Source organism: Paenibacillus oryzisoli (genome assembly GCF_001653565.1).
In the GTDB taxonomy this organism is placed as follows: Bacteria; Bacillota; Bacilli; order Paenibacillales; family NBRC-103111; genus Paenibacillus_E; species Paenibacillus_E oryzisoli.
Genome location: NZ_LYPB01000047.1, coordinates 145,835 through 172,518, shown reverse-complemented (window position 1 = coordinate 172,518; position 26,684 = coordinate 145,835). Strand labels below are relative to the sequence as shown.

Annotated in this window: 19 protein-coding genes; 13 read left to right on the top strand and 6 right to left on the bottom strand. The window is 46.5% G+C overall.

Going from position 1 to position 26,684, the window contains the following annotated elements:
* Positions 1-261: 261 nt before the first annotated feature.
* The gene (locus tag A8708_RS04810; RefSeq protein ID WP_068662379.1) at positions 262-1,449 is read left to right on the top strand and encodes an MFS transporter; all 1,188 of its coding nucleotides are present in this window, start codon (positions 262-264) and stop codon (positions 1,447-1,449) included.
* Between the two features lie 96 nt (positions 1,450-1,545).
* Here the strand turns inward: A8708_RS04810 and A8708_RS04805 are convergent, their stop codons facing one another.
* Positions 1,546-2,259 carry a response regulator transcription factor gene (locus A8708_RS04805; protein ID WP_068662378.1) on the bottom strand — a complete coding sequence of 238 codons (714 nt, stop codon included), beginning with the start codon at positions 2,257-2,259 and terminating at the stop codon, positions 1,546-1,548.
* 143 nt (positions 2,260-2,402) lie between these two features.
* On the opposite strand from A8708_RS04805, the gene trmL reads away from it, so the two are divergent.
* Positions 2,403-2,867, top strand: a complete 465-nt coding sequence (trmL, locus tag A8708_RS04800; protein WP_068662377.1) for a tRNA (uridine(34)/cytosine(34)/5-carboxymethylaminomethyluridine(34)-2'-O)-methyltransferase TrmL — start codon at positions 2,403-2,405, stop codon at positions 2,865-2,867.
* A gap of 194 nt (positions 2,868-3,061) precedes the next feature.
* Positions 3,062-3,316, top strand: a complete 255-nt coding sequence (locus tag A8708_RS04795; RefSeq protein ID WP_056624765.1) for an AbrB/MazE/SpoVT family DNA-binding domain-containing protein — start codon at positions 3,062-3,064, stop codon at positions 3,314-3,316.
* 317 nt (positions 3,317-3,633) lie between these two features.
* Here the strand turns inward: A8708_RS04795 and A8708_RS04790 are convergent, their stop codons facing one another.
* The 4 genes from A8708_RS04790 to A8708_RS04775 are packed head-to-tail and all read right to left on the bottom strand — an operon-like array spanning position 3,634 to position 8,620.
* The gene (locus A8708_RS04790; RefSeq protein WP_068662376.1) at positions 3,634-4,707 is read right to left on the bottom strand and encodes a phosphodiester glycosidase family protein; all 1,074 of its coding nucleotides are present in this window, start codon (positions 4,705-4,707) and stop codon (positions 3,634-3,636) included.
* Positions 4,707-5,138: a hypothetical protein gene (locus A8708_RS04785; protein ID WP_068662375.1), complete on the bottom strand. Its 432-nt coding sequence runs from the start codon at positions 5,136-5,138 to the stop codon at positions 4,707-4,709. The genes A8708_RS04790 and A8708_RS04785 overlap by 1 nt, the downstream gene beginning before the upstream one ends.
* Before the next feature lie 52 nt (positions 5,139-5,190).
* A complete protein-coding gene (locus A8708_RS04780; protein WP_068662374.1) occupies positions 5,191-6,819 on the bottom strand; it encodes a response regulator in 1,629 nt (542 codons plus the stop codon).
* Positions 6,800-8,620 carry a cache domain-containing sensor histidine kinase gene (locus tag A8708_RS04775; RefSeq protein WP_082927276.1) on the bottom strand — a complete coding sequence of 607 codons (1,821 nt, stop codon included), beginning with the start codon at positions 8,618-8,620 and terminating at the stop codon, positions 6,800-6,802. The genes A8708_RS04780 and A8708_RS04775 overlap by 20 nt, the downstream gene beginning before the upstream one ends.
* 184 nt (positions 8,621-8,804) lie before the next feature.
* On the opposite strand from A8708_RS04775, the gene A8708_RS04770 reads away from it, so the two are divergent.
* The 5 genes from A8708_RS04770 (at position 8,805) to A8708_RS04750 (ending at position 14,683) form a co-directional block, all read left to right on the top strand.
* Positions 8,805-9,689 (top strand): carbohydrate ABC transporter permease, encoded by an 885-nt coding sequence (locus A8708_RS04770; RefSeq protein ID WP_068662372.1) that lies wholly within the window; start codon positions 8,805-8,807, stop codon positions 9,687-9,689.
* Positions 9,689-10,525, top strand: a complete 837-nt coding sequence (locus A8708_RS04765; RefSeq protein ID WP_068662371.1) for a carbohydrate ABC transporter permease — start codon at positions 9,689-9,691, stop codon at positions 10,523-10,525. The genes A8708_RS04770 and A8708_RS04765 overlap by 1 nt, the downstream gene beginning before the upstream one ends.
* Positions 10,526-10,684: 159 nt before the next feature.
* Positions 10,685-12,007 carry an ABC transporter substrate-binding protein gene (locus tag A8708_RS04760; RefSeq protein WP_068662370.1) on the top strand — a complete coding sequence of 441 codons (1,323 nt, stop codon included), beginning with the start codon at positions 10,685-10,687 and terminating at the stop codon, positions 12,005-12,007.
* Between the two features lie 104 nt (positions 12,008-12,111).
* On the top strand, positions 12,112-13,341 hold the full coding sequence (locus tag A8708_RS04755; RefSeq protein ID WP_068662369.1) for an MFS transporter: 1,230 nt from the start codon (positions 12,112-12,114) through the stop codon (positions 13,339-13,341).
* A gap of 391 nt (positions 13,342-13,732) precedes the next feature.
* Positions 13,733-14,683 (top strand): NAD(P)/FAD-dependent oxidoreductase, encoded by a 951-nt coding sequence (locus tag A8708_RS04750; RefSeq protein ID WP_068662368.1) that lies wholly within the window; start codon positions 13,733-13,735, stop codon positions 14,681-14,683.
* A gap of 255 nt (positions 14,684-14,938) precedes the next feature.
* Here A8708_RS04750 and A8708_RS04745 read toward each other — a convergent pair whose 3' ends face one another.
* Entirely contained in the window at positions 14,939-15,664 is a 726-nt protein-coding gene (locus tag A8708_RS04745) for a DUF2161 domain-containing phosphodiesterase (RefSeq protein ID WP_068662367.1), read from the bottom strand.
* Between the two features lie 134 nt (positions 15,665-15,798).
* Between A8708_RS04745 and A8708_RS04740 the strand changes: the two genes are divergently transcribed.
* The 5 genes from A8708_RS04740 to A8708_RS04725 all read left to right on the top strand — a co-directional run bounded on the left by A8708_RS04740 (position 15,799) and on the right by A8708_RS04725 (position 26,661).
* Positions 15,799-16,029, top strand: coding sequence for a hypothetical protein (locus A8708_RS04740; RefSeq protein ID WP_068662366.1), 231 nt, complete (start codon positions 15,799-15,801; stop codon positions 16,027-16,029).
* An 11-nt stretch (positions 16,030-16,040) separates the two neighbouring features.
* A complete protein-coding gene (locus tag A8708_RS35235) occupies positions 16,041-16,181 on the top strand; it encodes a hypothetical protein (protein ID WP_157264543.1) in 141 nt (46 codons plus the stop codon).
* Between the two features lie 101 nt (positions 16,182-16,282).
* Complete coding sequence (locus A8708_RS36020) at positions 16,283-16,432, top strand: hypothetical protein (protein WP_204787464.1); 150 nt, start codon at positions 16,283-16,285, stop codon at positions 16,430-16,432.
* A gap of 562 nt (positions 16,433-16,994) precedes the next feature.
* Entirely contained in the window at positions 16,995-25,640 is an 8,646-nt protein-coding gene (locus tag A8708_RS04730; RefSeq protein WP_068662364.1) for an Ig-like domain-containing protein, read from the top strand.
* Positions 25,641-25,857: 217 nt separating this feature from the next.
* Positions 25,858-26,661, top strand: coding sequence for a heparin lyase I family protein (locus tag A8708_RS04725; RefSeq protein ID WP_068662363.1), 804 nt, complete (start codon positions 25,858-25,860; stop codon positions 26,659-26,661).
* Positions 26,662-26,684: the final 23 nt, after the last annotated feature.

Here is a 26,684-nt window from a genome sequence, read left to right as displayed (position 1 = left end):
GCGCTGGAGGAGCCGAATGCGATGACCCGCACGTTCGGTTCTGTGAGAGGCCCATGCAACTATGCATGGGCCTACTCTATTCTTCTTGAGCACTAGTCTGTATGGTAAAATGGAGAAAGAAGAATGATTCCCACAAAGGAGTGGATGATATGCCACACACAAGACCTCCCTGTTAAGCCTTCATAATTAGCTGCTGTTCACGAGCACCTCCTTTCTTAGGTTGGAAACACGTCAATCTACGAAAAGAAAGAGGTTCTGAACATGAGTTTAATGGTAAATATACGGAAGTTATATGTGATTCAATTTTTCTCCCATCTCATTCCTGCGTATGTCATTGAGAGGCTCTATTGGGAAGAACGGGGCATGACCATTCAGATGGTTGTGTATGCGGAGATTATTTTCGCAATTACGATCGTTTTATTAGAGGTACCCACAGGTATTATCGCTGACAAATGGGGCAGAAAGCACATGCTCATCGTTGCGGCGCTCATGGGATGCTGCGAGTTTCTCATTCTCGTGTTCGCGACGGAATTCTGGCATTTTGCTCTTGTCGTATTTCTAGCGGCAGTGGGACACTCCGCGAGTAGCGGGGCAGAGCAAGCCCTACTGTATGACTCTCTTTTATCAGAGGGGAAAGAGGAATCGTTTGAGAAGATTCTAGGTCGGCTTAATGCGCTAGACATTGTCTCAATCATGATTGCTGCGCTTTGCGGAAGCTTTCTGGCAAGCCGCTTTAACTTTGAGCTGAATTACTGGATATCGCTAGGGAGCGCGGTGATTGCCCTGTGTCTCACGCTCACATTAGTTGAACCTCGTGTAGCCAATGGAAACGGAACGGATGAGCAGCCGATCCCCATTCGGACTTATATGACGGTTTCGATGCGCTTTTTCCGCGATCATCCTGGTGTGAGACTTGTGTTGTTATCTGGTATGGTGACGGGTGCTGCCATTAGCTTTATTGACGAGTTCTGGCAGACCTACTTGGATCGCTTAGGCATTCCTGTCTTCTACTTCGGGATGTTCTCTGCCGCCATTTTCGTGCTCCGTCTGCCTGGTAATCTTCTGGCTTACTGGGTCAAAGGATGGCTTAGCTACAAGTACTTGCTTACCAGTGCCATGCTGGTGTTAGCGACTAGTTTTCTGTATATTTCCCTAGTTAGAGACTATAGCGGGCTAGCCGTGATAGGTTTTATATGTTTGTTGGCAGGGGTATTGGAACCGCTAACCGCTGGATATCTGCATCATGGGATCGACTCGTCGATGCGAGCGACGCTGGGTTCTTATCAGTCACTGGGGGAGAATGCCGCGCTTAGTATGATCGGGTTGGGATTCGGTTATTTTTCTGCCAACATGGACATTTTCGGTGGGTTTGGATTTATTGCTGTGGTGATCTTTGTATTCTTGATCTATTTCTTATGGGCTACCAAAGGGAGGAACAGGAATTTGTAATAGCTGAAGGCAAAAACACCTTTCTTTGTTTGTTGGCATCATGGAGGTTACCAACAGCCGTGCAAACAAAGAAAGGTGTCGCACCTGACTTGATATTTAAGCGTATGACTCTTTAATGACAGGTTCAGTCAATTTATATCCGACGTTACGGATCGTCATGATATATTCAGGGTGACGTGCATTTTGCTCAATCTTGTCACGAAGATGAGAGATATGGACGTCAACGATGCGGGTGTCCCCGAGGAAGTGGTAGTCCCACACACCGTGAAGCAGTTGTTGTCGACTAAGTACTTTTCCACGATGTTTACAGAGGAAAAGTAGCAGTTCGAATTCTTTCGGTGTCAACTCGATTGGTGCGCCATTCATTGTTACTTCCCGTTGCTCGGCTTTGACAGAGATTTGACCGATTGCAATCGGTGCTTCTTCTGTCGTAGACGGCAAGGTCTGAATGCGGCGATGAATCGCTTGAATGCGAGAGACAAGCTCGAGCGGTGAGAAAGGCTTCGTCATGTAATCATCCGCACCATTGTCGAGTCCGGCTATTTTATCAGTAAGATCTTGCATGGCCGTTAACATAATAATCGGTACGAGGTTATTCTGGCTTCTCAACTTGCGGCATACTTGTAAGCCGTCCATTTTGGGCAGCATGAGATCGAGAACGATGAGGTCAGGACGAAATGATTGAATCGCACTGAAGACAGCTTCACCGTCGAATACGCAATGTACGTCAAAGCCGGCAAGCTTCAGGTTGAATTCAATGAGCATGGAGATGGAAGGTTCGTCATCAACAATTAATATCTTCTTTTTCATTGTTAGCAAGGCTCCTTTTAATGAAGGATAGCTCTAGTATGACGTACCTCTATCATCGTGATATTAAGATAAAGTTAACCCAGTGTTAAATTGCAATCGGGCGCAGGGTATAATAGGATAGAGAATGAGGTGAATGTATAGAGATGGCTTTTCATATTGTATTAGTAGAACCCGAAATTCCTGCGAACACAGGAAATATTTCACGCACTTGTGCGGCAACAGGTGCTCATCTTCATTTGGTGAGACCCCTTGGCTTTGACACCGATGATAAGACGCTGAAACGTGCTGGCTTAGATTATTGGCATTCAGTCAAAATTGATTATCACGATTCTTTCGATGAAGTGATGGCAGCGTACGAAGGTCATAGATTCTTCTTTGCGTCGACGAAAGCAAGCCTACGTTACTCTGATTTTGCCTTCCAAGATGGCGATTTCTTCGTGTTTGGTAAAGAGACCAAAGGGCTGCCAGAGGAACTGCTGCGTCAGCATCCGGATACTTTAATTCGGTTGCCCATGTCAGATAGCGTAAGATCATTGAATCTTTCTAACTCTGTGGCCATTATTCTATATGAAGGATTACGTCAAACGGGATTTGTAGGTCTAGAGTAGGGAGACTACAGACCTACAAATATTGGTAATTAACAGACAGGCATGACAAGAAAAGAAAGATTTTGCGGGATTCACAGAAGGAGTTTCATTATTCACGGCGAATAATATCCGTAAGCTCGATATTATAATGTTAGTCGATCTGAAATTGCCGGAATTGTAGAAGACGTCTGGGAAAAGAGAGGTGAAGTCCTATGATGAAGCCAGCTGGAGTCGTACGTAAAGTCGATCAATTGGGACGAATCGTATTACCCAAATCGTTACGTAAGCGATACCAAATGAATGAGGGAGATCCTGTCGAAATTCTAGTACAGGGAGACCATATCATTCTCGAGAGATATCGTCCGAAATGTGTGTTCTGCGGTAGCATGGAAAGTGTCAGTGAATTCAAAGAACGTTATATTTGCGGCGTTTGCGTAACTGAAATGAACCTGCTTAAGGCGAGAGCCTAGTAGTTAAAAAAAAGAAAAAGCATCGTCCTCTCCAAATGGAGAAGACGATGCTTTTTTCTTGGCTATTAAAGGCCTTTTGTTTTGTCCTCGTTATAGGAAGCCGTCAACATAGCGACGATGAATAATAGAAAAACGGAATTAACGAGCCAAAATGTGGTGGATAAACCGAACATTGCTGCACCTCCTAAAAGTTTCCGATAGAAAACTAACCTCGTAAGCGTTTCCTATACGGTTAAAGAACACTAAAGTACATAGTTAAGGCTTATTATACCCAACCATCCCCAAAAAAGAAACGAAAATTGTGTGAATAATTTGGGTCATTTGAAAAACAAGAAGTTCGTAGCAAGCGGTCGGAGTCTACCATCCGATGGGCGGTTAATGACGCTGCCACCCCAGACAAGCGTAGTTGAGCCACCGCCATCCAAGTTATAAGCATCCACAACACCTAGTTGCCCCAACTTGTCTTGCAGTTCAGCAAGCGTAGCTCCTGAATTACCGCTCTCGTCGTAGCCATCTGTGACTAGGAATAAGAGCTGGTCATGCTTGTAATTAGCCATAACGGTTCGCGCTGCGCGTGCTGGCGAGCTTTGCCACTGATACGGAATGGATGTCTTGCTGCCGTTTTTCATCAGAACAGGAACGAAGGTCGTACCCATCAGCGGGTTTAGCTTGTCGAGCTCCGACTGCGAGCTGAACTTGCCGCCGATTAACTTGCGGTCCTTGTTCAAACCGATAAAGGCTGTGTCATTGTTGGTAGGGAAGAAGCCGTTGAGATATTTTCCATTCATCACAGTCGTGTCGAGGGGATAGCGTTTGCCGCGATTATCGTCCGCGAAGCCGCCAGCGTTAATGCCAACAACAGCCCCATAGCGCGAAGCTGCGGCTAAAGTCGTTTCACTTGAGCCTAGCTTATCATTTCCCAATACGAGCTTGATCGCTTTATCACTCTTGAGGTTTACTTTAAGAGCATAACCTGAATAATGTTTTTCATTCAAAGCGAACAACTGTATATCGATATTGCCTGATGTGGCTTGGCGAATCGGACTGCCAAGCTTAGCTGTAATTCGTGCATCATAGATAAGTCCGGGTTTGGCGACTTGGGAAGCTGCGCTCTGGAGCATGGCGGTTACTTCTGCCGTGCTCTTCTCATACAGCTGGAAATATTGCTGAATAATAGTTTTCGTCTGGACCGCATCCGAATTCGCCTGCGTCAACAGGGTGTTTAACGTGGTCGTCTCTTGCGTTAGACTGATCGGTGTTGAAGCGGCCGGCGACTTAACTGGGATAGAAATATCCAGGGAGACGAAGAGCAACCAAATCAGCATACCTAGAAAGGGTGCGCAGGCCAGCAACATAACACGATTGATTTGCTGAATCGTACTCGCTGTCATTATTTCAACACATCCAGATTCTTGGTCAGCTCATCCAATTTCTTCTTGACGTCAGCGAGCTGTGTATACAGTTGATTACTGTTATCGGTCTTGCTGTTAGCGCTATCTTTGGTGAATGCCAGTAATTCATTCAATGAATCTACTTTGGCCTGCAAAGCCTTCATATCGGAGGACACACTGTCGTTCAATTGAGAGACTTGCTTCTGATAATCTTGTTGAATAACTTGTAATTGCTGCTGGGTTTGCTGTGCGATATCGGTTGATATTTGTTGCCGTAGATGTTCAGTGTACATCATCGTAGCTGTTACTCCGACTGCGATCAGCATGACCCAACCCACGAATAGGAAGACATACGTTTTCTTCTTGACCCTGGTTGCTTTCGACGTCCGGGGAAAAGAATTCGCCGTTGCGTTCTCAATGGGCATACTCATGAAAATCACCTCTTACGACTAGTATAGCATATTCCATTATTTTCTCGGAAGTTTAGATAGAATTCGCTGTTTTTCGATATTCTCCGGGGGTCATACCCGACATTTTTTTGAATACTTTACTAAAGTACTTCTCATCCTGATAACCAACCATCTCAGCAACTTGGGAAATGCGAAGATTGGGATTGCAAAGCAGCACCTTGGCCTTGCTCATCCGAATTTGTCCTAAATAATCAGAGAGGTTGACGGTAAACTCCTGTTTGAATTTGCGGGAGATATACTCACGGCTGAGATAGAAACGACTTGCGATATCCGCAAGTGAAATATCCTCATGATAATGCTTCTCTAGAAAGCTAGCGATTTCGAAAATCACATTGTTATCTTTGTGTTGACTCTCCAAATGGAGCTTGGAAACTTGAATGAGGCTGCGAGTCAACTCTTGCTGCCAGAGGGAAAGGGACAATAGGCCTTTCTCATCCAGCGTAATAATTGAGGCTGCATTATCCTCAAGAAGTAGTGACTGTATGTCTTCCTCACGGCTACCCGGTATCAATTGCTGGGTCCAGCGACGCATCATCACCCGATATTCGCCCCACCAATGTTCAAGCTGCGCGGGCGTAATGACATCACAGCTCTTGATGGCATCCATCCAGACCTGCACGATATCTTGAATCTGCTCGACATTTCCGCTGCGCAGCGCGAGATGGATTTGCTCCTCAAATTGGTGGAACGTGAGCGTTGACTGGGATCCCTTGCTCGGCAGCCAGTTGGTATGTATCCACGTTTCTTTGGTAGTCAGGTTACGCTGCCGCAAGGCATCTCGCGCTTCTTGATAGGATAGCTTCAATTGACTAGGAAAGTTATGGGAGCTGCCAATCCCGAAATCTACGCGGGCATGTAACGCGGTACGAATACCATCATTAATCGTTGCCAACAGTTCTTCAGCCTGGGATGGCGCCGACCATAAGAAGAGCACAATTTCATTCGGATTATGCAAGTGCCTGAAGGCAAAGCCGCGCTTATGTGGAACAAGAAATTCATTGCAAATATTGATCAGTGAAAAGAGGAGAAGATCGATATTTTGGCTGAATTTATTTTTGATACTAGCTTCCATCGTGTCTAAGGACAGAATAGCAACGCGGCAGGTTGCAACGCTTCTGGATAGGCGAAGTTCACGCTCCAACTGGTCAGCTACGGGCTCGTAGGTACCAGGTTCGGCAATTAATGCGGAAAGCAGCTTATCCCAGTAAATAGGTTTGAATTGGTTGACCTCGATATTCAGTTCCCGATTGGCATGTCGCATCTCCTCATCCTTGAGCCAAGTTTGAATCGCTTTGTCCAAAGCTTCATTTAATTGATCGGGATCAATCGGTTTCAAAATATAATCGGTTCCACCATACTTCACGGTGTGCCGCAATAACGAGAAGTCGTCGTGACCGCTGATGACGATGGTCTTAGCATCAGGCGCATGGCGATGCAGCCATTCCAGCAGCTTGACGCCGTTCATGATGGGCATCATCATGTCGGTCATAATAATCTCGGGATGCTCCTTGCTAACCAATGCTGTCGCAGCTTCCCCATCAGACGCTTCTAGTATGGTATCGATCCCATAGTGCTTCCAATTCACGAGTAATCGGATGGCATCGCGCACGTGTTTCTCATCATCAACGAGTAGTACTTTCATTTGGGGTAACTCCCTTTTTCATCGGAATATGGATAACGATCCGCACGCCTTGGGGATGGACATGGTCTATCTCCAAAGTGGCATTATCATTGAAATAGAGCTGGATGCGCGTCAGGACGTTGCGTAAACCGATAGAGGAATCATCGGAGGCGGATGAGGCTTTCAGTCGACTACGGACTTCATGAAGTCGTTGGTCTGTTATCCCGATTCCATTATCCGCCACAGTGAGCTTCAAAAAGTCTCCTTCTGAGGTAGCCAACTTCTCTGATTCGATGCGCAACAGACCGACCTCTTGCGAATAGCTAGGTTTAAAACCATGCTTGAAATAATTTTCGACAAGCGGTTGAAGAATCATTTTAGGAATAGAGATGGTTCCAGTTCCTTCTTCAATCTCATAAACAATATCAAATTGATGTTCAAAACGCTGCTTCTGCAGCTCCAAATACGCTTTAATATGATCAATTTCTTTGCGAAGAGGAACGACAGATTCGTTCGTGTTCATGCTGTAATGCATCATTTTAGCTAATGAATTAATAAGTGTATAAATCTTAGGGGCTTCATGCTGAAGAGCCAATGTCCCGATTGATTGCAGGGCATTATTCAGAAAATGCGGATTAATCTGCGCTTGCAGCGCCATAAGTTGATTCGATTTATTCGCTAGCTCTAACCGATATTCGCGCATCACCATGTGATTCAAATCTTGCATAAGTCCATGGAAGCGATTGGCGAGTATCCCCATCTCATCAGTTCTCGTTAACTCAATGTCGCTCTGATGATCGCCGAGTCCAGACTGGCCCGTTTGAATACGTGTGATGTAACGAATCAGTTGTTTAATCGGAGCTGTAAAACGTATGCTAATATAGACGGTACCTGCCATGACAATCAACATGGAGAACGAAAGGATAAGGGCGTTAATGAAAGTCAACTGGCGTGCGTTCTTGGTGAGCTGCTCATACGGAAGCCGCTTAACAATCGTCCAATTGAGATAGTCTGTACGCATTTTCTCATACATATTAATCCCGGCAAAAGCACCTTTCGACCATTCATAGCTGCCCTTGTCAAGGGTACTGTGAACGGCTTCCTCTCCCCAATGATCGTCTAATTGAAGTCCCCATTTACTTGGATCTGGACCGAATACGATACGTCCCGTTTCATCTAATATGTAGAGTTCCTCTTGATCATGAGTGAATAGGCCTTGCGAAATATCTGAAACGAGGTCCAAATTCAAATCAATAATAAGCTCACCAATCGATTGATTACTAGGCGAGTACATGACGTTGCGGTGCATAGAAATAACTGGCGATGGGGGAGAATAGGCAGAGAGTGACATGCCATACAAATTGTTCTGATGCTTGATTTCGAAATACACAAGCTTGCCCGCAGGGAACGGCTTCAGTCCCTCATATTTACCAACCGTGCTGACTTGAATGTCATTGTGGGTAAGAAAAGAACTGTTGCTAACGGAGGCATACAGGTAAATTTGCTTGATTTCTTTAACCGAATGTGACATGACCTGTAGACCACTCTTGATCACTTTATCGCTCTGATAGTTAATCTCGGGCTGCGTTTGAATGATCTCATAAAATTGGCCGAGCTCAGCAATATTCCTGCCTGTGTATATGGTAGAGGAGGCTTGAACCACTCCATCCAGATAGTTCACGAGATTCGTTTTACCTTGTGAAAGCAGAGCGGAATTGTTGGTCAATGTATCTTCTGTCACCTTCTGTTTGGTGAAGAAATAGGAGACGCCAAGGGAGGTAAGGAAAGGCACGAGAGTAGCAATCAGTAGAAATAAGATCAATTTATTACGAATACTGTGGCGTATCAGACATCATCATCTCGGTTTCTATAATGGGATTTTCCCCTACATTGTAGCAGGAGAGGTCAACAAATTCCACCTAATGGGTCACGATCGTCTGTGTTGTGGGGTACTGCGGCACTCTATACTTGGGGTATAGTAGCAGAATGGTAAGGGGGACTTCCCAATGAAAACAAAAAGAATGCTTTCCGGATGGCTTCAGCAATGGGTATTTATCGGGCCTGCGTTAGTCTTTTTTGGCATCGTGGTTTTGGTTCCATTTCTGATGAGCATCTATTACTCGTTTACCGAATGGAATGGCGTAACAACCAAAGTAACCTTCAATGGTCTTGAGAATTTCAAGCAAATCCTTTTCCATGATAAGGATTATCGCAATGCTTTTAACTTTACATCACGCTTGACTGTGACGAACGTGATTCTGACGAACCTTGTTGGCTTCCTACTCGCTTTACTGCTCACACAATCGCTGAAAACGAGAAATGTATTGCGTACAATCTTTTTTATGCCCAACGTCATTGGTGGGTTATTGCTCGGTTTTATCTGGCAGTTTATCTTTGTCAAAGGGTTTGCAACCCTAGGAGATCTTACGGGTATCGGTTTCTTCGAACTGCCTTGGTTAGGTGATTCACCGACAGCTTTCTGGGCAATCGTTATCGTTAGTGTGTGGCAGGGTGCTGGATATCTCATGATTATTTACATAGCTGCCTTGTCGAATGTTCCAAAGGATATGCTGGAAGCAGCTTACATTGATGGCGCATCCCGTTTGCAAGTACTAAGAAGCATCATCGTGCCGCTCATCATGCCAGCCGTCACTGTGTGCCTGTTCTTGACGATCTCGTGGTCATTCAAAATCTTTGACTTGAACTTCTCCTTAACCAAGGGCGGACCGTTCAATTCCACAGAGTCGGTGTCCATCAATATTTATCAAGAAGCATTCCGTAATAATCGGTATGGTCTAGGTACGGCCAAAGCGCTCGTATTCTTCATCGTGGTTGCCATCATTTCAACCGTCCAAGTGATGTACACCAAGCGCAAGGAGGTTGAGGTCTAATGGCTACTGTCAAAAAGTATACAGGTCGATTGTTCGCCCTTGAAGTTCTAGGCATACTAGTTGCCTTACTGTTCCTCATTCCGTTTTACTTTGTTATTGCAAATTCCTTAAAGACGTTTCCCGAATTAGCAGCAAATACAGCCAAATTGCCAAGCTCTCTTTACTTGGATAACTACACCAAGGTTTGGAGCATTATGAAGTTTCCTAAAGCGTTCTTCAACTCCTTATTCATTACCGTTTTGGCCAATGTAGGACTCGTGGTCATCTCTTCTATGGCAGCTTATCGCATGGTGAGAAAGGCAAGTCGATTCAATAACCTTGTTTTCTTAGCATTCGTTGCAGCGATGGTAATTCCATTTCAGTCAATCATGATTCCGTTAGTACGTGTTGCAAGCCAAGTGGGTTTCATGGATAGCAAGCTAGGATTAGTTGCGTGTTATTATGGATTTGGCGTTTCCTTAAATGTGTTCTTGTATCATGGCTTCATCAAATCCATTCCACTGGAAATTGAGGAGTCAGCCAAAGTTGATGGCAGCTCAGCATACGGTGTCTTTTGGAAAATTGTATTTCCACTGCTGAAGCCGATGTCGATTACCATCATCATTTTGAACAGCTTATGGATTTGGAATGACTATCTGCTTCCATCTCTCGTATTAGGTAACCCAGAGCTGCGGACTATTCCGCTTGCTACTTTCTCCTTCTTTGGACAATATACGAAACAATGGGATTTGGCGCTTGCAGGGCTAACACTCAGCGTATTGCCGATCGTCATTTTCTTCTTGTTCTTACAGAAACACATCGTAGAAGGGATTACAGCGGGTTCAGTAAAAGGATGACATAATTGCAAATATGTGCAAGATATTCCACCTTTATGTTCAATATACTCGGTGTTAAGCCAGGATGTAAGTGTTTACAATGAATCATGTAAGGAAGCAAGGCAAGAGCAAGTAAGCGAGATCACATGAAGATACAAGTTAAAGGGAGGCACTACCTACATGAAAAAATTAACGATGGTTTCAGTAGCAGCAGTATTATCTTTATCCGTACTAGCAGCTGGTTGCGGGAAAAAAGAAGAGACAGCAAGTCCTGCTCCAACGACAGGTGCATCAACTGCAACAACAACGCCTGCTGCTAGCGGCAAGCCAGTTACCATTAAAATGTTCCAATTTAAAGTAGAGATCGCAGATCAGCTTGGTAAAATGGTGCAAGAATATCAGAAGTTGAATCCGAATGTGAAAATCCAAGTCGACACTGTCGGCGGTGGAGCAGATTACGGTGCAGCGCTTCTTGCGAAGTTTAACGCAGGCGACAAACCGGACATCTTCAACAACGGTGGTTTCACGGATCTTGATAAATGGATCGATAACTTGGAAGATCTATCCGATCAACCTTGGGTGAAAGATCTTGTCGATGTTGCGAAAGAGCCAATGACAAAGGGTGGAAAACTATACGGTCAACCACTTAACCTTGAAGGATACGGCTTCCAATACAATAAAGATCTATTCGCCAAAGCAGGCATCACAGAGCTTCCAAAAACGTTCTCTCAATTAGAAGCAGCAGCTAAAAAGTTGAAAGATGCGGGAATTACTCCTTTTGAAACTGGCTATGCAGAGTGGTGGGTACTTGGTAACCATTTCGTGAACCTTCCATTTGCTTACCAGAAGGATCCGAATGCGTTCATCGATGGCCTAAACAAAGGTACAGCGAAAATTACAGGTAACGAAGTGTTCAACCAATGGGCGAAATTGTTCGACCTGCAATTGCAATATGGTAACAAAAACCCTCTACAAACGGACTACAACACACAAGTTACGGATTTCGCAACGGGTAAAGCGGCCATGACGCAACAAGGTAACTGGACACAAGTTCAAATTACCAAAACAAACCCAGACATCAAAATTGGTTTCTTGCCAATGCCGATCAGCGATGACGCAGCAGCGAACGACAAATTGTTCGTAGGCGTACCGAATAACTGGGTTGTTAACAAAAACTCTGCAGTTAAAGACGAAGCTAAGAAATTCCTGAACTGGATGGTTAGCTCGGATATCGGTAAGAAGTATATCACAGACGAATTCAAGTTTATCCCTGCTTTCAAAACCATTCCTGCTGACGAGAAAGTACTCGGACCATTAGCAGCAGACATTATCGCATACAGCAAAGCCGGTAAAACATTGAGCTGGAACTGGTTCAAATTCCCTGGTGGAGAAGCATCCAGCAAGAAGTTCGGCGATATTATGCAAGGTTATGTTGCGAAGAAGTATACGAAGGATCAAATGCTGGAAGAATTCCAGAAAACATGGGATAGCCTTAAGAAGTAACCCGAATCTAGACGTACATGAAGCCTCAGCTCCAATGCTGGGGCTTTTTGCCGTTTAACAGATATAATAATGGCTGTTACAATGAAGAGGACTGGGGGTTTACCATGAATTTAACTATCAGAGCTTGGCTGCAGAGCAGAGGGAATGCGCTTCCATTTGAGAAAAGATTATCACGCGAAGCTGTCATTTCGTTGCTTATTCATTCCATTTTTCAATTCGGAGCTTCCATGTCAGGGGTGTTTTTAAATTTATATTTGTGGCGGTTAACGCATAGTGTTGTCGTGAATGGAACCTACAGTATGATCGTGTACATTTTAACACCGATAGGGTTCGCCATTGGCGGGTATATGATTAAGAAGAAGGATCGTATGGTCGCATACCGGCTAGGTATCATATTGATTGGTCTCTTCTATTTAAGTGTGAGTATTGCTGGGGAGCGGTTGGTTGATTATTATGTGCTTTTTGCCGTATTCAATGGACTTGCTGGTGCGTTCTACTGGGTGGGCTATTTGACCCTGATGTATGATGTGTCGACGGAGCAGAACCGGATACGCTATCTCGCTTTCAATATGATGTTCTTCACAGCGGCTACGCTTGCCGGGCCAGCACTTGCAGGATTCATTATTCGAATGAAGGAAGGCTTAAGCGGATACACGATTGTCTTCTCCATTGCTTTCTTAATGTTCTTATTAGCCGCGATTATTTCACTGAAAATTAAAGCATCAGGCGGGCATCATCGTGTGTATTATTTGAAATACACCGGGCTTATTATGAAGAAAAAACAAGAGTGGTTGAAAGCGCTGCTTGGCTTCTTCGGTATGGGCTTGCTGCAGGGCACGATGTTGTTTCTACCGAACATTCTCCTATTCAAAGTACTGCCGCGCGAAGATTTAGTCGGCTATCTCGGCGTGCTCTATTCGAGTCTAAGTATCGTTATGGGGATCTTTATTTCCAAGTATGCAAACGCGGGCAGGGCTAGGCTGTATTTGACGATTTCGACGGTGGGTTATCTTGTGGGTATCTCGTGTATTTTGGGAAGCTTAAATGTATGGTCTGTGGTCGGTTTTATGATTCTATACTCGATCTTCGCACCACTGCAAGGGAATACGATGACAGGGTTCTACTACAGTCTCATCGCTAGACTACCTCTTAAGGGAGAATTGAAGGTAGAAAGCGTGGTTGTTCGGGAATTTTTCTTGAATGTGGGGCGGGTTATTTCCATTCTCATTCTCATTACCTTCGGGAGTGATTTGGATGGCGGACTTATTCCATGGATTCTACTGTTAGCCGCTTTGACGCAGTTTGGCTTGATTTGGTCGATTAAGAACCGATAGGGGTGCTCGTGTAGCACACGCATCGGGGAAACCAGAGGAGATTCTGGCCAGGCGAAGCGAATAACTGGATTGTCTGCAGCTAATTCAAGCGAAATCATCGTTTTTTCCCAAATAACTGGATTTCCTCCCGTTATTTCAGACCAATTCCGTCAAACGGGGCATTTTGAGTAAAATTAGATGTAGGAAATCCAGTTAAACTCGCTAAAGGTTGATTCTACTCGGAAATAGATGGAAAAATCCCGTTAATTTACCCCAAAGCCGGCTCTTGAGAAAGGTTACCGACCAAGAGGACGATGCAGACATTTGTCTTATTCAACTGCTAAAAGGATGATTCCCCCAGAATTCGGTTATCCTAGATGGTAGTGAATTGGAGAAGAGGGGAATTGTGCATATGGAGAAAGTAGATATTCTGATCGTCGGAGGAGGCATTGCTGGGCTTCAAGCGGCGATTCAATTAGGGAGATATGAGCATAAGGTACTTGTGGTTGACGCAGGTTACGGCCGATCCACACTATGCAAAAGCTATCATAATATACTAGGTTGGCCAGATGGGGTATCGGGGGATGAGCTGCGACGCGTTGGCAGGCTGCAAGCTGAGCGGCTAGGAGTAGCTTTTGTCCAGGATGAAATCGTCCAAGCTGTCGCCAAAGGAAGAATCGGTGACGGCTTCGAACTATGGGGAAAAAGCGGCCGGGGCTATGAAGCGAGGACGCTTCTGCTGGCAACAGGTTTAATAGATCGGATGCCTGAACTCCCGAACCTGAAGGAATGCTTAGGATTGACCGTATACGTGTGCCCCGATTGTGATGGATATGAGATCAAGGATCGCCATACAATTGTGATGGGCTCTGGTGATGCAGGAGCAGCAATGGCGATTAAGCTTCGTCATCGAACCGAGCAAATGACTTATGTGAATCACCAGCATCGGGCTGTGGGAAGTGAGCTCCTTATGGAAATGAAAAACAAAGGGATTACCTATTTGACGGAAGATCTTGCAGAGGTTGTTGTCGACACACCAGGGCAGTTCAAGGGAGTCGTGCTTCGAGATGGCACTCGTCTTCATGCGGAGCGGGGGTTTATTGCCTTCGGTGGGAATGAAGTGAAATCGGACCTCGCTCGTCAGCTTGGTGCAGAACGCATGGAGAATCGACATGTGATGACCGATCCGCGCAGTAAGATGACAAGTGTTCCATTCGTCTGGGCAGCTGGTGATATCGGCGTTCATGCGGAGCAAGTGACGATTGCGATGGGTGAAGGCTCACAAGCGGCCATTTGGATCAACAAGGCGTTGCTAAGAATGAGCGAAGAGGCGAACGTTCATCGCGTTGTAATTCGGTCCTAGTTGATGAGGGGGAAGTGATGAAGCGATAGGCGGTAGGAGAGTATACCACTATATCCGGTCATTTCGAGAATTAAGATGATCCCACAACTCTATTCGGAATAAATAAGGCTGATAATCGCTTAATTATTGTAAATAGCGTTGTGAGATAACTTTATTTTTCTCTAAATCCGATTCTGAAGGCTAGTAAGGTGATGGCACAACTCTATTATCATAACGTAGAAACTTTGGTTCAATTGGTCCAATCTATATAGATAATCAAGGTAAAGACGATGGGATCGTTACGCTCGGGAAAGCAGTAACTACGTGAGCATACTCGAGTAAGGCTTTCTCGCCCCCCGGGGTAAGATGGTAGATACCGCGGCTTTGGCGGATGAACCAACGATAGTAGTTTTGCTGCAGAAGTGAGCTCACATTCATGTTACTGGTCATTTCACGCAGTTTGCGCGGACTGAGAGGACCGTGCTGCTGCATCAAATAGGCACAATGTAGGGATTTCTCACGGTAAGCAGTCATAAGCTTCTGCTGAGAACTACCTCCGACATTGTAGTCCCCGCTGCGCTCATGAAATTCCGTCATTAACTTGCCGGAAGCTCTTTTGTTATGACGTAATGTATAAGGAGTAGGCTCACAGACGAGATCGACTGTGGGTTGTTTGCGTTTGTAGAATTGGACTGTCAGAACACCAAGTCCCAGCATGCGGCAAAGTCGACGAATATCCTCCCATTGTAAACGGTGGGGGGCTTTTCCTTTATTGGGAAGCTCGAACGCGACATAGACGTCTTGCGTAAGCCGTAACCGATCAATGCCTTGAACGAGGAGCGGGATATTAAAGCTCTTCTTTAATTCAACTATTAGGGGCGGTTCATCGCCGCGTATCGCTACTAAGTCACAATGTTTCACTTCTCCGCGGACAGTATAGCCTCGTTGTTCGAAGAAGTGTTTAATCGGTGCATACAGCTTCGTTTCGGATTGGATCGGCATGAGGGATTGTCTCCTCTTTTCGTGCGAAAAGTCTATTAGAATGGCTTTCATTATAGCATAGCTTAGGCTAAAATAGGAGGAAGAATAACTTGTACGTACAGGTTAGGAGATGAGTGATATGAGTGAGTTGTTAAATGAATGGTTGGGTAAAAGGTTTGCGTGCGCTGCAAGCGCGCATCGCGATGCAATGGGGCGATGTGCAGCGCATCGCCAGGGCGGTTCCGCCGCCGGAGCAGCTTGCTGCGTGGCTCGCGGCGGTGCAGGGGCCAGTAGCGCCTGACCAGCTGGGCGTGGAGCCAGCGCTGCAGGATGCGCTGTTCGTGCGCAACCGGTTTACGATTTTACGCTTACAGCGGCTGCTGTAAGCGGGGGATTAGTGCTCAAACCGGTTGATGGCAAGCAACTGCTGGATGCGGCCAAGAGAGCTCAGGTGGAGCTGCAGTATGAGCTGGAAATGAAGAAAAAGGCCATCGAAGGCATGCCGTTGCTTCGTCAACGCTTTTTGGAAAAGATGTAGCCGAGGAAACGATGCTGGCTAACTATGAGGGGCTTGTCTTCGATTCGGAAGATAACGAAATCGTCGTCCGTCGTCCGTAATGGTAGGGATCGGATTCATATATGCTAATCCGCAACATATTTGCCGCTCTTATCGAGATGGCCAAAGCAGCTTTGGAATTTAGACATATCATTGGAACGAACCGAGTGCTCACGTTTGGAGACACTGGCTGGCGCCGGCAAATCCCGAAGAAATTATTTTGGGAGGATTAGAGAAAGAACTCGTTTTGAAGGTAAAGCTGGGGTTGGAAAAAGAGGTACGTTATTTTGGGGAAAATTGGGGAAAGTGTCATCGAGTGTAAGTTCGTCTCCTTGGCACAGGTTCGCCTGCTTGCTATTCAAATCAGCCTTTTACTATATTGCTTCGTATGAGCGATTTGAAGTCTTAATGAGATTGCGGATCAAGTAGGTTATAGTAATCCCCAGTATTTTAGTCAATGTTTAGAAAATATACAGGATATTCACCATCGGATTACAGGAGCAGTGTATAGGTATGAAATCGGAAACCCGCTTGAGCAGTCAAGGAGCGGGTTTTCAGTTTGTGGAGGGGAGTCGTTGTTGCGGTCATCTTAAAAAACAACATAGCATCGTAAATTTCTTCATACGCATGGCAGAGCAATCGTCATATGATAATGACATTCATTGTTTGCAAGCGCATACAGATGTAGTGGAACGAATGCATTGAGCAGCTTCCCTTTGGAAAGGAGGAGGAAGTGAATAGCACGCTAAGAACACGAATTTGGCAGCTTATTTTTAGCATATAAGGAGGCTTACGATGAATAGGTATAAAGCTCTAACCAAATTGGTAAGCTTAGTCTTGGCATTTGCACTTGTGCTTTCACTTATCACCCAGTCTTTCACTTTGGCATCGACGGTTTACGCAGCGCCAGGGGACGACTTGGGTATTCTTGATGTACAAGTGAACAAGCCGGTAAAAGCAGTCGTTGATCTTAATCTTGCAACGATTGATATTTCACTGCCCTTCGGCACCCTATACCAAATGCTGAATATAACAACAAATCCGGGTGCTTCGGCGACACTTTACAGAAGCAACGAAACATCGACGATCTCTTTTGCTGCTAGCGGTATTAACAAAGGCGATGCCAAAATGGATCAATTCTCATCAAACGGAAGCACGTTGTATTATTTGAAAGTGGCTGATAAGAATAACAGCAATAACAGTCGAAAATATACCATTACGGTTACTGTAGATAGTGCGATTCCTCCTTTAACAGCTACCGTAGGACCTAACGACAAATATTCACCGCTCAATATTCAGGCTGGTGAGTCCGCCTGGGATGTGATTGGTGCATCCAGAATTGGCAGTGGCAGCGGTACGGGATCCATAGAAGGCCCAGGCAGCGCCTCATCTTACAGCGGAAAGTCGTGGACGGAATCCGTTTATGATCGTTCAGGAGACTACCCTGTGGCTTCTTCAGTTCCTGAATCCTGGCTGGGCGACAATATGTATTTGCAGACCATCGGCAAAAATGATTCGCAATCGCTTGCCAAATACGGGATTGCCAATATGCCAGGCACCGATAAACTGGGCTCTGACATTTTGCGGTATCACGAATTCCTGCCTTTCACGACCCCAGGCGGTGTGGGCAGGGACGACGGCGATCGCGGAGCAGTGAACAGCGACCGTCAGAGGCTGGAGATTAAAACAAACACCAGCGCATCCAATAGCGATGCCAATAGCGTTGGCGGCGAAATTATGACCCATCACTGGAGACTTATGCTTCCGTCGGAGACTTTAAAGTTCCAGCAGGATACGGCTCATTATCAGGCTGGGAATTTTATTAATCCCCATAGGTTTTGGCACATCTTCCAGTTGAAAGATGCAGCTGGCAACGCAAACGGCCAGCCGGTAACCACCCTTACGCTGGTTTCAAGCGGTGACAAAGGTCAACTGGAATTCAGAAATAATCCAGATGGCGACTATGCCGACAGAATAAAGCCATTGTTCACGATTCCATTTGACAAGATTGCTGATCGCTGGATAGATATCGAAGTCACGATTCTAACAGCCGATAACGGCTATGTTTACGGAAAGGTTGTTGACTTGGGGTCAAATGAAGTACTGTTCGATGGCGGTATGACAGCCGAAACCTACAGACGTCCGCAAGTGGCAGATCCGATTACCGGCAGAAAAGAAAGAGTCGATCTGCCGGCTGAAGCAGGTCAGCAAAACCGTTCCAAATGGGGACTTTACCGTGGAATGTACAATGGTGCAGGAGATGCGGACTATGCCGATGAATTCCAGGCTGCAACCATGTATATTGCGGATGTGTATTTAATTAAGAGGGACGATAACAGCTATATTTTCCCTAATGGCTGGAATCCTAATGTACAAGCAAAGGATGTTGTAGCATGGGCAAGGCCGGAAGCAATTACAGCTTCCAAGGGCACTGCGTTTAATCGTTTAGCTTTGCCTACACAGCTCGATGTAACCATGAGTACGGGCAAGACAGAAAAGGTGAACGTCACATGGAGCTCGGCGGGCTACAATCCAGACAGCATGGGGACCTATAAGGTTGAAGGCGCATTTAACGGCGCAGGTTTTACAAACAGCAAAGGGATTAAGCCTTACATCACGGTTAGTCTTTCAGAATATAAAAACTGGGCGTCAGCGCCAGGGGCTGCAATCAAGGCCGTTTCTGAAAGCGGGGGCAGCAGAGGTTTATTTATCGATGACGATTCATCCACCGCTTGGCAGGCTAACAGCTCTCTGACCAAAACACCTGCTAATCAATCTGGTTATCAATACTGGGCGGCTGTTCAATTGGGAAAACAGATCGATATTAGTAAAATTCAAGTTGAATGGACGAGCAACAGCAGCTACTTGAAGAATTATCAAGTGTATGCTACCAATAATGCGGCTGCCTATAATGAGCTTGTTGGAGGTGGGACCGTCAACGAGACTTCGAATGCAACGAGAAAACCGCTTCAGACCGCAAATGGCGCTTCCTGGATGCTAATTCCTGGGGCGGGGAAAGCGACCGCGCTCTCGAATAATGAAAAGGCTACTATCACTTTAGCTGAGCCGGTAGCAGCCCAATACGTACTTCTTGTATCAGATGTCACCCTATCGGATACGGCGGGCTCAATCAAATCCAATGAATTCAGGATTTTCGGAGAACCTTCCGGATCAAGGGCCACACTGGAAGACCTGAAAGTAGACGGAACCAGCTTAGCTGACTTCAAGCCAAGTCAAACCAGTTATACGCATACCCTTTCCAGCAGTGCATTATCATTGCCTAACGTGGAAGCGGTTGCACCTGCAGGCATGGAAGCGAAAATAGTATATCCGATTGACTATCGGAATAACCCGCTCACGATTACGGTATCAGATCCTTCAGGCGTTCTTGCTGAAACGACGTATAACATAACGTTTACTTCTCCAGATGATTTGATTCTGGTAAGTTCCTTGTCCCTCAACAAGAGCAGCTTGAATCTTGCGATTGACAAAACAGAAGAGCTTCAAGCCGAAGCATCGCCTGATGAAGCACCGAATAAGACGTTAACTTGGACATCCAGCGATGCTTCCGTGGCAACTGTTAATCAAAATGGACTTGTAACAGGTAAAAAGGCAGGTACGGCCGTGATCACTGTAACCATTGGAAGCTTGAGTAAAACTTGCACGGTTACGGTCATGGATGCTGCGGATATTCCAACGGCAACAGGTTCTGTCAACTTACTGGATCCAACTCGTTTCACACCGCAAGCGGGTGTTAATCTCAAGGTAAGCTCGGAAGCTTCTGACCATTCAGGCGTAGATGCTTTACGATCGGCGGGCAGCGGTTATTGGCGTAATCTAAGTTCAAATGCCTATAAGAGCAACTATTCGCCATCTTCACTGGCCTTAACCCTTGACTTAGGCGAGCCCAAAACGATTGATAAACTGCATCTTGAAATTCCTAATACGATCGCGAATATTCAAAAGAATGCGAAAAGATTTGAGATCTATTACTCCAATAATCCTGCGTCTTGGGCAAGTGCTCCCACGCCTTCGGATGCGGCCGACAATTATGACTGGAAGGCACATGGCTGGTCACTCGCCGGCGGTACGGAGACGGAAGGCATGTGGTCTTATGTCACTTACAACGGACAAAACTGGGGTTATGACAACAAGACATTCCTTTACCCGTTTACAGCCCGTTATGTGATGGTGAACATGGTGCTGGTTGGCCCACGGGATAATCGCATGGATGATAACAACGCGATGATGGGGCTGTCCGGCTTGAAAATTTACGGTAAAACACCAGCAACGAATACGACAGCGTTGGTACCTGCTAAGGATACCTACAGTACATGGGATCAGGTTGCACCCAAATCTACGAGCATTAGCCTTGCTAACGGGCAGACGCTCGCGAGCATCACCAAAGGCGCTACTTCGCTTCGTCCGAATGTGGATTACACGTTATCCGGTGGCACGGTTACATTTACACTCGCGTATCTTGCCAAGCTGCCACTAGGCACAAACGAATTTGCGTTTAATTTCAACAACGGTGACCCGTCCATCTATGCCTTGGACGTAACAGCTCGTGGTTATGGCATGAATGACAAGACGATTAAGATGAACGCGATTGAAGGTGTATCGCCGTATAACGTTTTGGGTGGAGCCATGGGTACCGATGAACCGGTAGAAGGCGTAACTAAGCGGATCAGAGACGCTTACCACGAATTTTACGGCGATCAGCCCCGGGCGACTGCGGCCGACGACCATGTCCAGAGCGTGTGGGACAGCATCCTGCAAAAAAATGTGTTCAAAGTGTTTGAATACGGCAGAGGTGTAAATAATGAATTTGCGGATAAGGTTCGCGATGGGGAGTACGGCCACAAGGGGGTTTTTGACCGGGATTTAGGTTATGTTGTTGGTGGTGCAGCTATCAATGACAGACAGCGAGTTGAAATTCGCCCAAGCGAAGATTCGACCCATGACTTTACCGCCTATGAAGGCGATCTGGTGAACTATGGATGGATGTGGAATATTCCTGATGGCAACCAGTGGAATCAATCGGGCTTCCGGCATATTTTCCAATTGAAAGCGACGAATGCCCAAGCAACCAATACGTTGCCGGACGGTAACACCAGCGATGAGAACGGTGCCTATATTCTCGCAATGTCGATTTCCGGAACGACCACCAGGAACCTTGTTGTGAATCATAACCGATTCGATGGCGATAAGAACCTGTTGACAATTCCGTTAAAGGAAATCGACGGCCACTGGATTAAAGTGGAGCTGAATGCGCTCATTTCAGATACCGGATGGCTGACGATTAAAATCACGGATACTGTAACCGGTAAAGTATACACCTACGACAGCCCGGATGTGTATCAAGTGTTTACGAACTCTGGCGCAACTGACGGGGTAAAGGACTTATGGAGAAGACCGCAAAAAAGTACTACTTTTGAGTCTGAGTATCCAGCTACTTTCGATCAGTATTTGCGTCCGAAGTGGGGGATTTACCGCAGCTCCAATGGTGGCACAAATTCTGCCTATGACGCTGAGCTTCAGCTTTCCGACATCACCATCAGCAAGGTGGCGACAGGGGTGTCGGCTGTAAACCTCGCACTGAATAAAAAAGCGTATAACGTAGGTCCTGCAACAGGCGCCAACGCGATCCAACTGGAAGCTGCCGGGGCAAATGGATACGGCAATGCCAACAAACTGACGAACGGCGTGCTGCAAGATCCGACCAAGTGGCCTGTAACCAACGTTACCAGTCTGAGCCAAATTGGCAATTATTCATGGTTGGGCACTGACGGAGCGAGAAAAGGCAGTTTCGTCATCGATCTTGGCCAGGCCATGGATTTCAGCCAAATTAGACTTTTTGCACAATCCACTCGGTTAAAAGGCGCAACCGTCTATGTATCCGCTGATGCCGGAAACCATGCTTCGGCGGCTGAGTTTGACGCCATGACCTTTACCCAGGTCGATAAACGCACGGATGACGGCTACACGTTTGCGACAGGCAATACGAACGGAGGCGCCGATTCGGCGGACAGCTCCTATCCGATTGATCTCGGCAAGACGTATCATGCCAGATATATCAAAGTAACGGTAGAGAATGCATCCGGCGGCAATACAGGCACGGATTTGACAGGCCCTCCGCGCCTGACACAAGTTCAAGTGTTTAATGCACCGACTTCTCCGCAGAATCTTAAGGTTGAAACCAGTGGCTCAACTAAAATGGTAAGCTGGGATGCCAATCCTGCAAGCCAAGGTTTTACGGTTTACAATGGCACGGTGTTACTTGCTGACTTACCGACAGGTACCACAAGCTATACGTTGCCGAGCAATGTGATCGATATATCCAAAGTCGCCGTAAAGTCGAAGGGAACAGACCCGTATTCTCGCAAGTCTATGATCTCAGCGCCGTCCTTACTGGCTGATGCGCAAGTTCAACCGGACAATGGTCCGAAACTGATCAACTTGAAGGTGGGCGGCATGGACATCCCGGGATTCTCGCCGGATGAGACCAGCTACAGGTACAATCTGAATCCAACGATGGCTACATTGCCGTCCGTAACAGCGGAAGCGGCTCAAGGTTTCACTGTGAAAGAAATCGTATATCCTGCTAATTACAAGACGGATCCAGTAACGATTTCAGTAGTCAGCAATCGTGATGAGAACGTCCAAAAAACGTATACTTTATTATTTGTTTTGCCTGGCGGGGAGCCAGTGACATTCCCACTGCAGAATAATCCGTATACGAAAAATTCATCTGTGCCATTATCTAGCGCCAGTGGTGCCGGATCCCAGGCAGAATGGCCTGCAAGTGTGACGGGATATGCGCAGCTGAACGGGACTACAGCGGTGGGCGATGATGTGACATTCACGCTGAGCGACATCCCGGCAGGCACAAATCAGGTGCTGTTTGGCTACAAAACCAACAATAATCGTGCAACTTTGCAGTTATCCGTTGACGGTGTGAACCAAGGCAATCCGGTAGACGAGTATGCAACTGCACAGTCCTATCCGATTCAGGATCTTGGCCAGATCGCCTTTGCAACGGCTGGCGACCATGCGTTCAAGTTTACGGTGACGGGGGCGACAGGCAGCGGTCGAACTGCTACATTCTCCTTTATTCAACTTGTGCCACTGGATAGTGCGGGTCAACCGATTTTTGTGGAGTCATTAGCACTGAACAAGAGCAGCTTGACCATCAACCAAGGCGCATCCGAGCAATTAGTAGCATTCGTATTGCCGGCTCATGCAACGAATAAGACAGTAACCTGGCAATCAAGCAATCCTGCTGTTGCAACGGTTGACGAGCAAGGCACAGTTACGGGCGTAGGGGCAGGCCAAGCGATGATCACCGCAACAATTGGCAGATTTACCGCCGAGAGTACAGTTACGGTTATTGATTCAGAAGTCCCTGTTATTGTGAGCATTTCACAGATCAACATCATGACCAAGACAGGAATAGCGCCTGAATTGCCGGCGGTAATTACAGCGGTTTACAGTGACAACTCGTCGCAACAGCTGGGTGTAACTTGGGATCACATCGACGCATCCCAATATGCTTCCGTAGGCAGCTTCAACGTGCAAGGAACTGTTATTGGCTCAATGCTTAAGGCACTGGCCAACATTACAGTTACGAATGCGGACATACCAGAGCGTTACCTTGTGAGCATTATGCCGGTTAGCATCCTGACCACAGCTGGAACGGAGCCTGTATTGCCGACGGTCGTCACAGCGGTTTACAGCGATAACTCGGTCCAACAGCTGGATGTAACTTGGGATACCATCGATGCCTCTCAATATGCATCGGCAGGTACATTCCATGTATTGGGTACGGTCTCGGGTACTTCCTTGAAGGGGGAGGCAACGGTTACGGTCACAGGATCAGGTACGGTTACACCGCCTGCATGGCCAAGTCAAGCCAGTTTGACCGTTACTAATGTGGGAGAAAGAACGGCGACGTTACAATGGACTGCAGCGGAAGCAAGTAGAGGAATAGCCAGCTATACGATTTATAGCAAAATTGGCGACGTGTATACGGAATATGCGTCGGCAGGCAATGTGCTCACGTATTCATTAACAGGCTTGACGCCGGATAAACAATATTCATTTACGATCCAGGCGGTTGACTCGGATGGAATCCGGAGCGATTACGGACCGATAGTCAGTTTCAGAACCTGGCATGATGATTCATCTTCCAACTCCAATCCGGGTCAGGGAACGACCCCTGGCAACATAACACCGCCTGTTTCGGGTTCAACCACTCATAACGGCGACATCGATCTGGAGAAAGATGCGAAAGTAACGAAAGAAACAACGAGCGATGGAGTAATGGTAACGAACATCATTGTGGATGCGGCTAAGCTGGAGAGCGCATTGGCAAATCCAATCGTCAAGATCGATGTGAGAGGCAGTGATTCCACTGTGAACGTGGGACTGCCGGGCAATGCAATTCGGAATGCGATCGGCAATCAAAGCAGCGCAGTTATTCAGATTCAAGCGAATGGCGTAAACTATGAGTTGCCAGCCAGTCTGTTTACGAACATTCCCAAAGATTCAACCGTAAGCATCACAATTTCGAAATTATCCGGTAAAACGGGAGATGAAGTTGAAGCAGCGGTGACTAGCTTGAACTCGGAACAATTAATTTCGAACCCTATCGCATTTGCGGTTTCGGTCAATGGGACAGAAATAACAGATTTCGGTGGCGTTTATGTCAATCGTACGATACGTCTGGGCACAATGACCGTTGACCCGAGCAAGGTAACGGCGGTCTGGGTTGATGCGAACAATCAGATCCACTTTGTGCCGTCACTCATCACAACGAATAACGGTATTGCCGAAATTACGATTCGTTCGCCGCACAACAGCACATACACCGTCATCCAATCCAATAAATCATTTGCGGATTTGCAAGGACATTGGGCGAAAGCGGATGTCGAACTGTTGGCGAACAAATGGATTGTAGACGGTAAGACTGACACCGGATTTGTGCCGGAAAGTCAGGTTACAAGGGCTGAATTCGCAGCGATGCTGGTTCGTTCCCTTGGGTTGGTTGAAGCGAAGACGGGTGGATTCAACGATGTACAATCGAGCGACTGGTTCGCCGGAGCCGTAGACACCGCAAAGAAAGCCGGATTAATCGACGGTTACGAAGACGGCAGCTTTATGCCGAATACGAATATCACCCGTGAGCAGATGGTAGCGATGATGATGCGGGCGATGAAAGTTGGCGGCCAAGAAGTCAAGGTCGACAACACATTATTGAATCGGTTCGCCGACCGTAAGGAAATCGGTGACTGGTCGAGGACAGCAGTCTCGCAAGCGCTGGCTGCGGGTCTCATTCAAGGCATTTCGGATAACACCTTCGCTGCGAATGAGCTTGCGACGAGGGCTCAAGCAGCTACGATCCTGAAGCGCATGCTGGAATCCTTGCAATTTATAAACTGATTTACTTCTAGACCGCCAAGCTTGCTTGGCGGTCTTTTCAGTGCCGCAAAAGCAAGGGATTTTTAAATAAAACACAGCAAACCATAAAATACCACATATTCCAATTTCAATTACTATCGTAAGATTACATTGTAAGCGCTTGCGACTTGTGGTCGGAAGACGTTCCGGCGATTGTATGTCTTATTTTCTATCTGACTATTCATTTGGAGGGAAGATAATGAAAAAAAGTCTAAAGTTGATCACGCTGAGCACCACGCTTGTCAGTTCATTCGTCATTGCAGCGACGGTTTATGCTTCTACAGTAACGATTAATTCCGATGGGCCGAACACAGGATTAAGTGCTTTGGCGATATTACAGCAATATCTGGGATCCGATCCTGTAGACGGACCTACCGATTCTGGACATTTGTATGAATCGACTTCTACGTATGTCGGCAATGTTTTGCAGATTAAGGTCGGGACCGCTTCAGACACGGCAGCTTTGGACGGCAGCAATACAGATCGCCAGCGGGTTGAAATGAAAGCCTACAAGAGCTCTCCAAGTAATGTGAAGGCAAGCCAAGGGGAGACCACAACCTACAAGTGGCAGTTCAGAGCCGTGAGCCCTTATCCAATGCCGCCATCAGGCAACTTTCATCATATCTTCCAATTGAAGGCGCAAGACGGGGATGATGGTGCACCGATTTTGACCTTCTCTTTGGAGGGGGGCTATCTCAAATTCCGACATAGTCCCATTGGCGCCACGATGGACCAAGTGGAGACCTTAGCGCAGACAGCTTTCTCCAATATTGACGGCCAGTGGGTGGAAGCATCCGTCACCGTCAAGCATACAGATAGCGGTTCCATCAACATGACACTGAAGAAATTGGATGGCACCGTGCTTATGTCCTACAGCGGAACCAAGGATAACTGGCGGGAGGGAGCTACCATTAATCGGCCGAAGTGGGGCATTTACCGCAAAATTTATGACAACATGCCGGAAGCGAAAATTCAATTCGCTAACATTCAAATTACGAAGTAAATCAGGGGGTAGCTGAAGTGTGA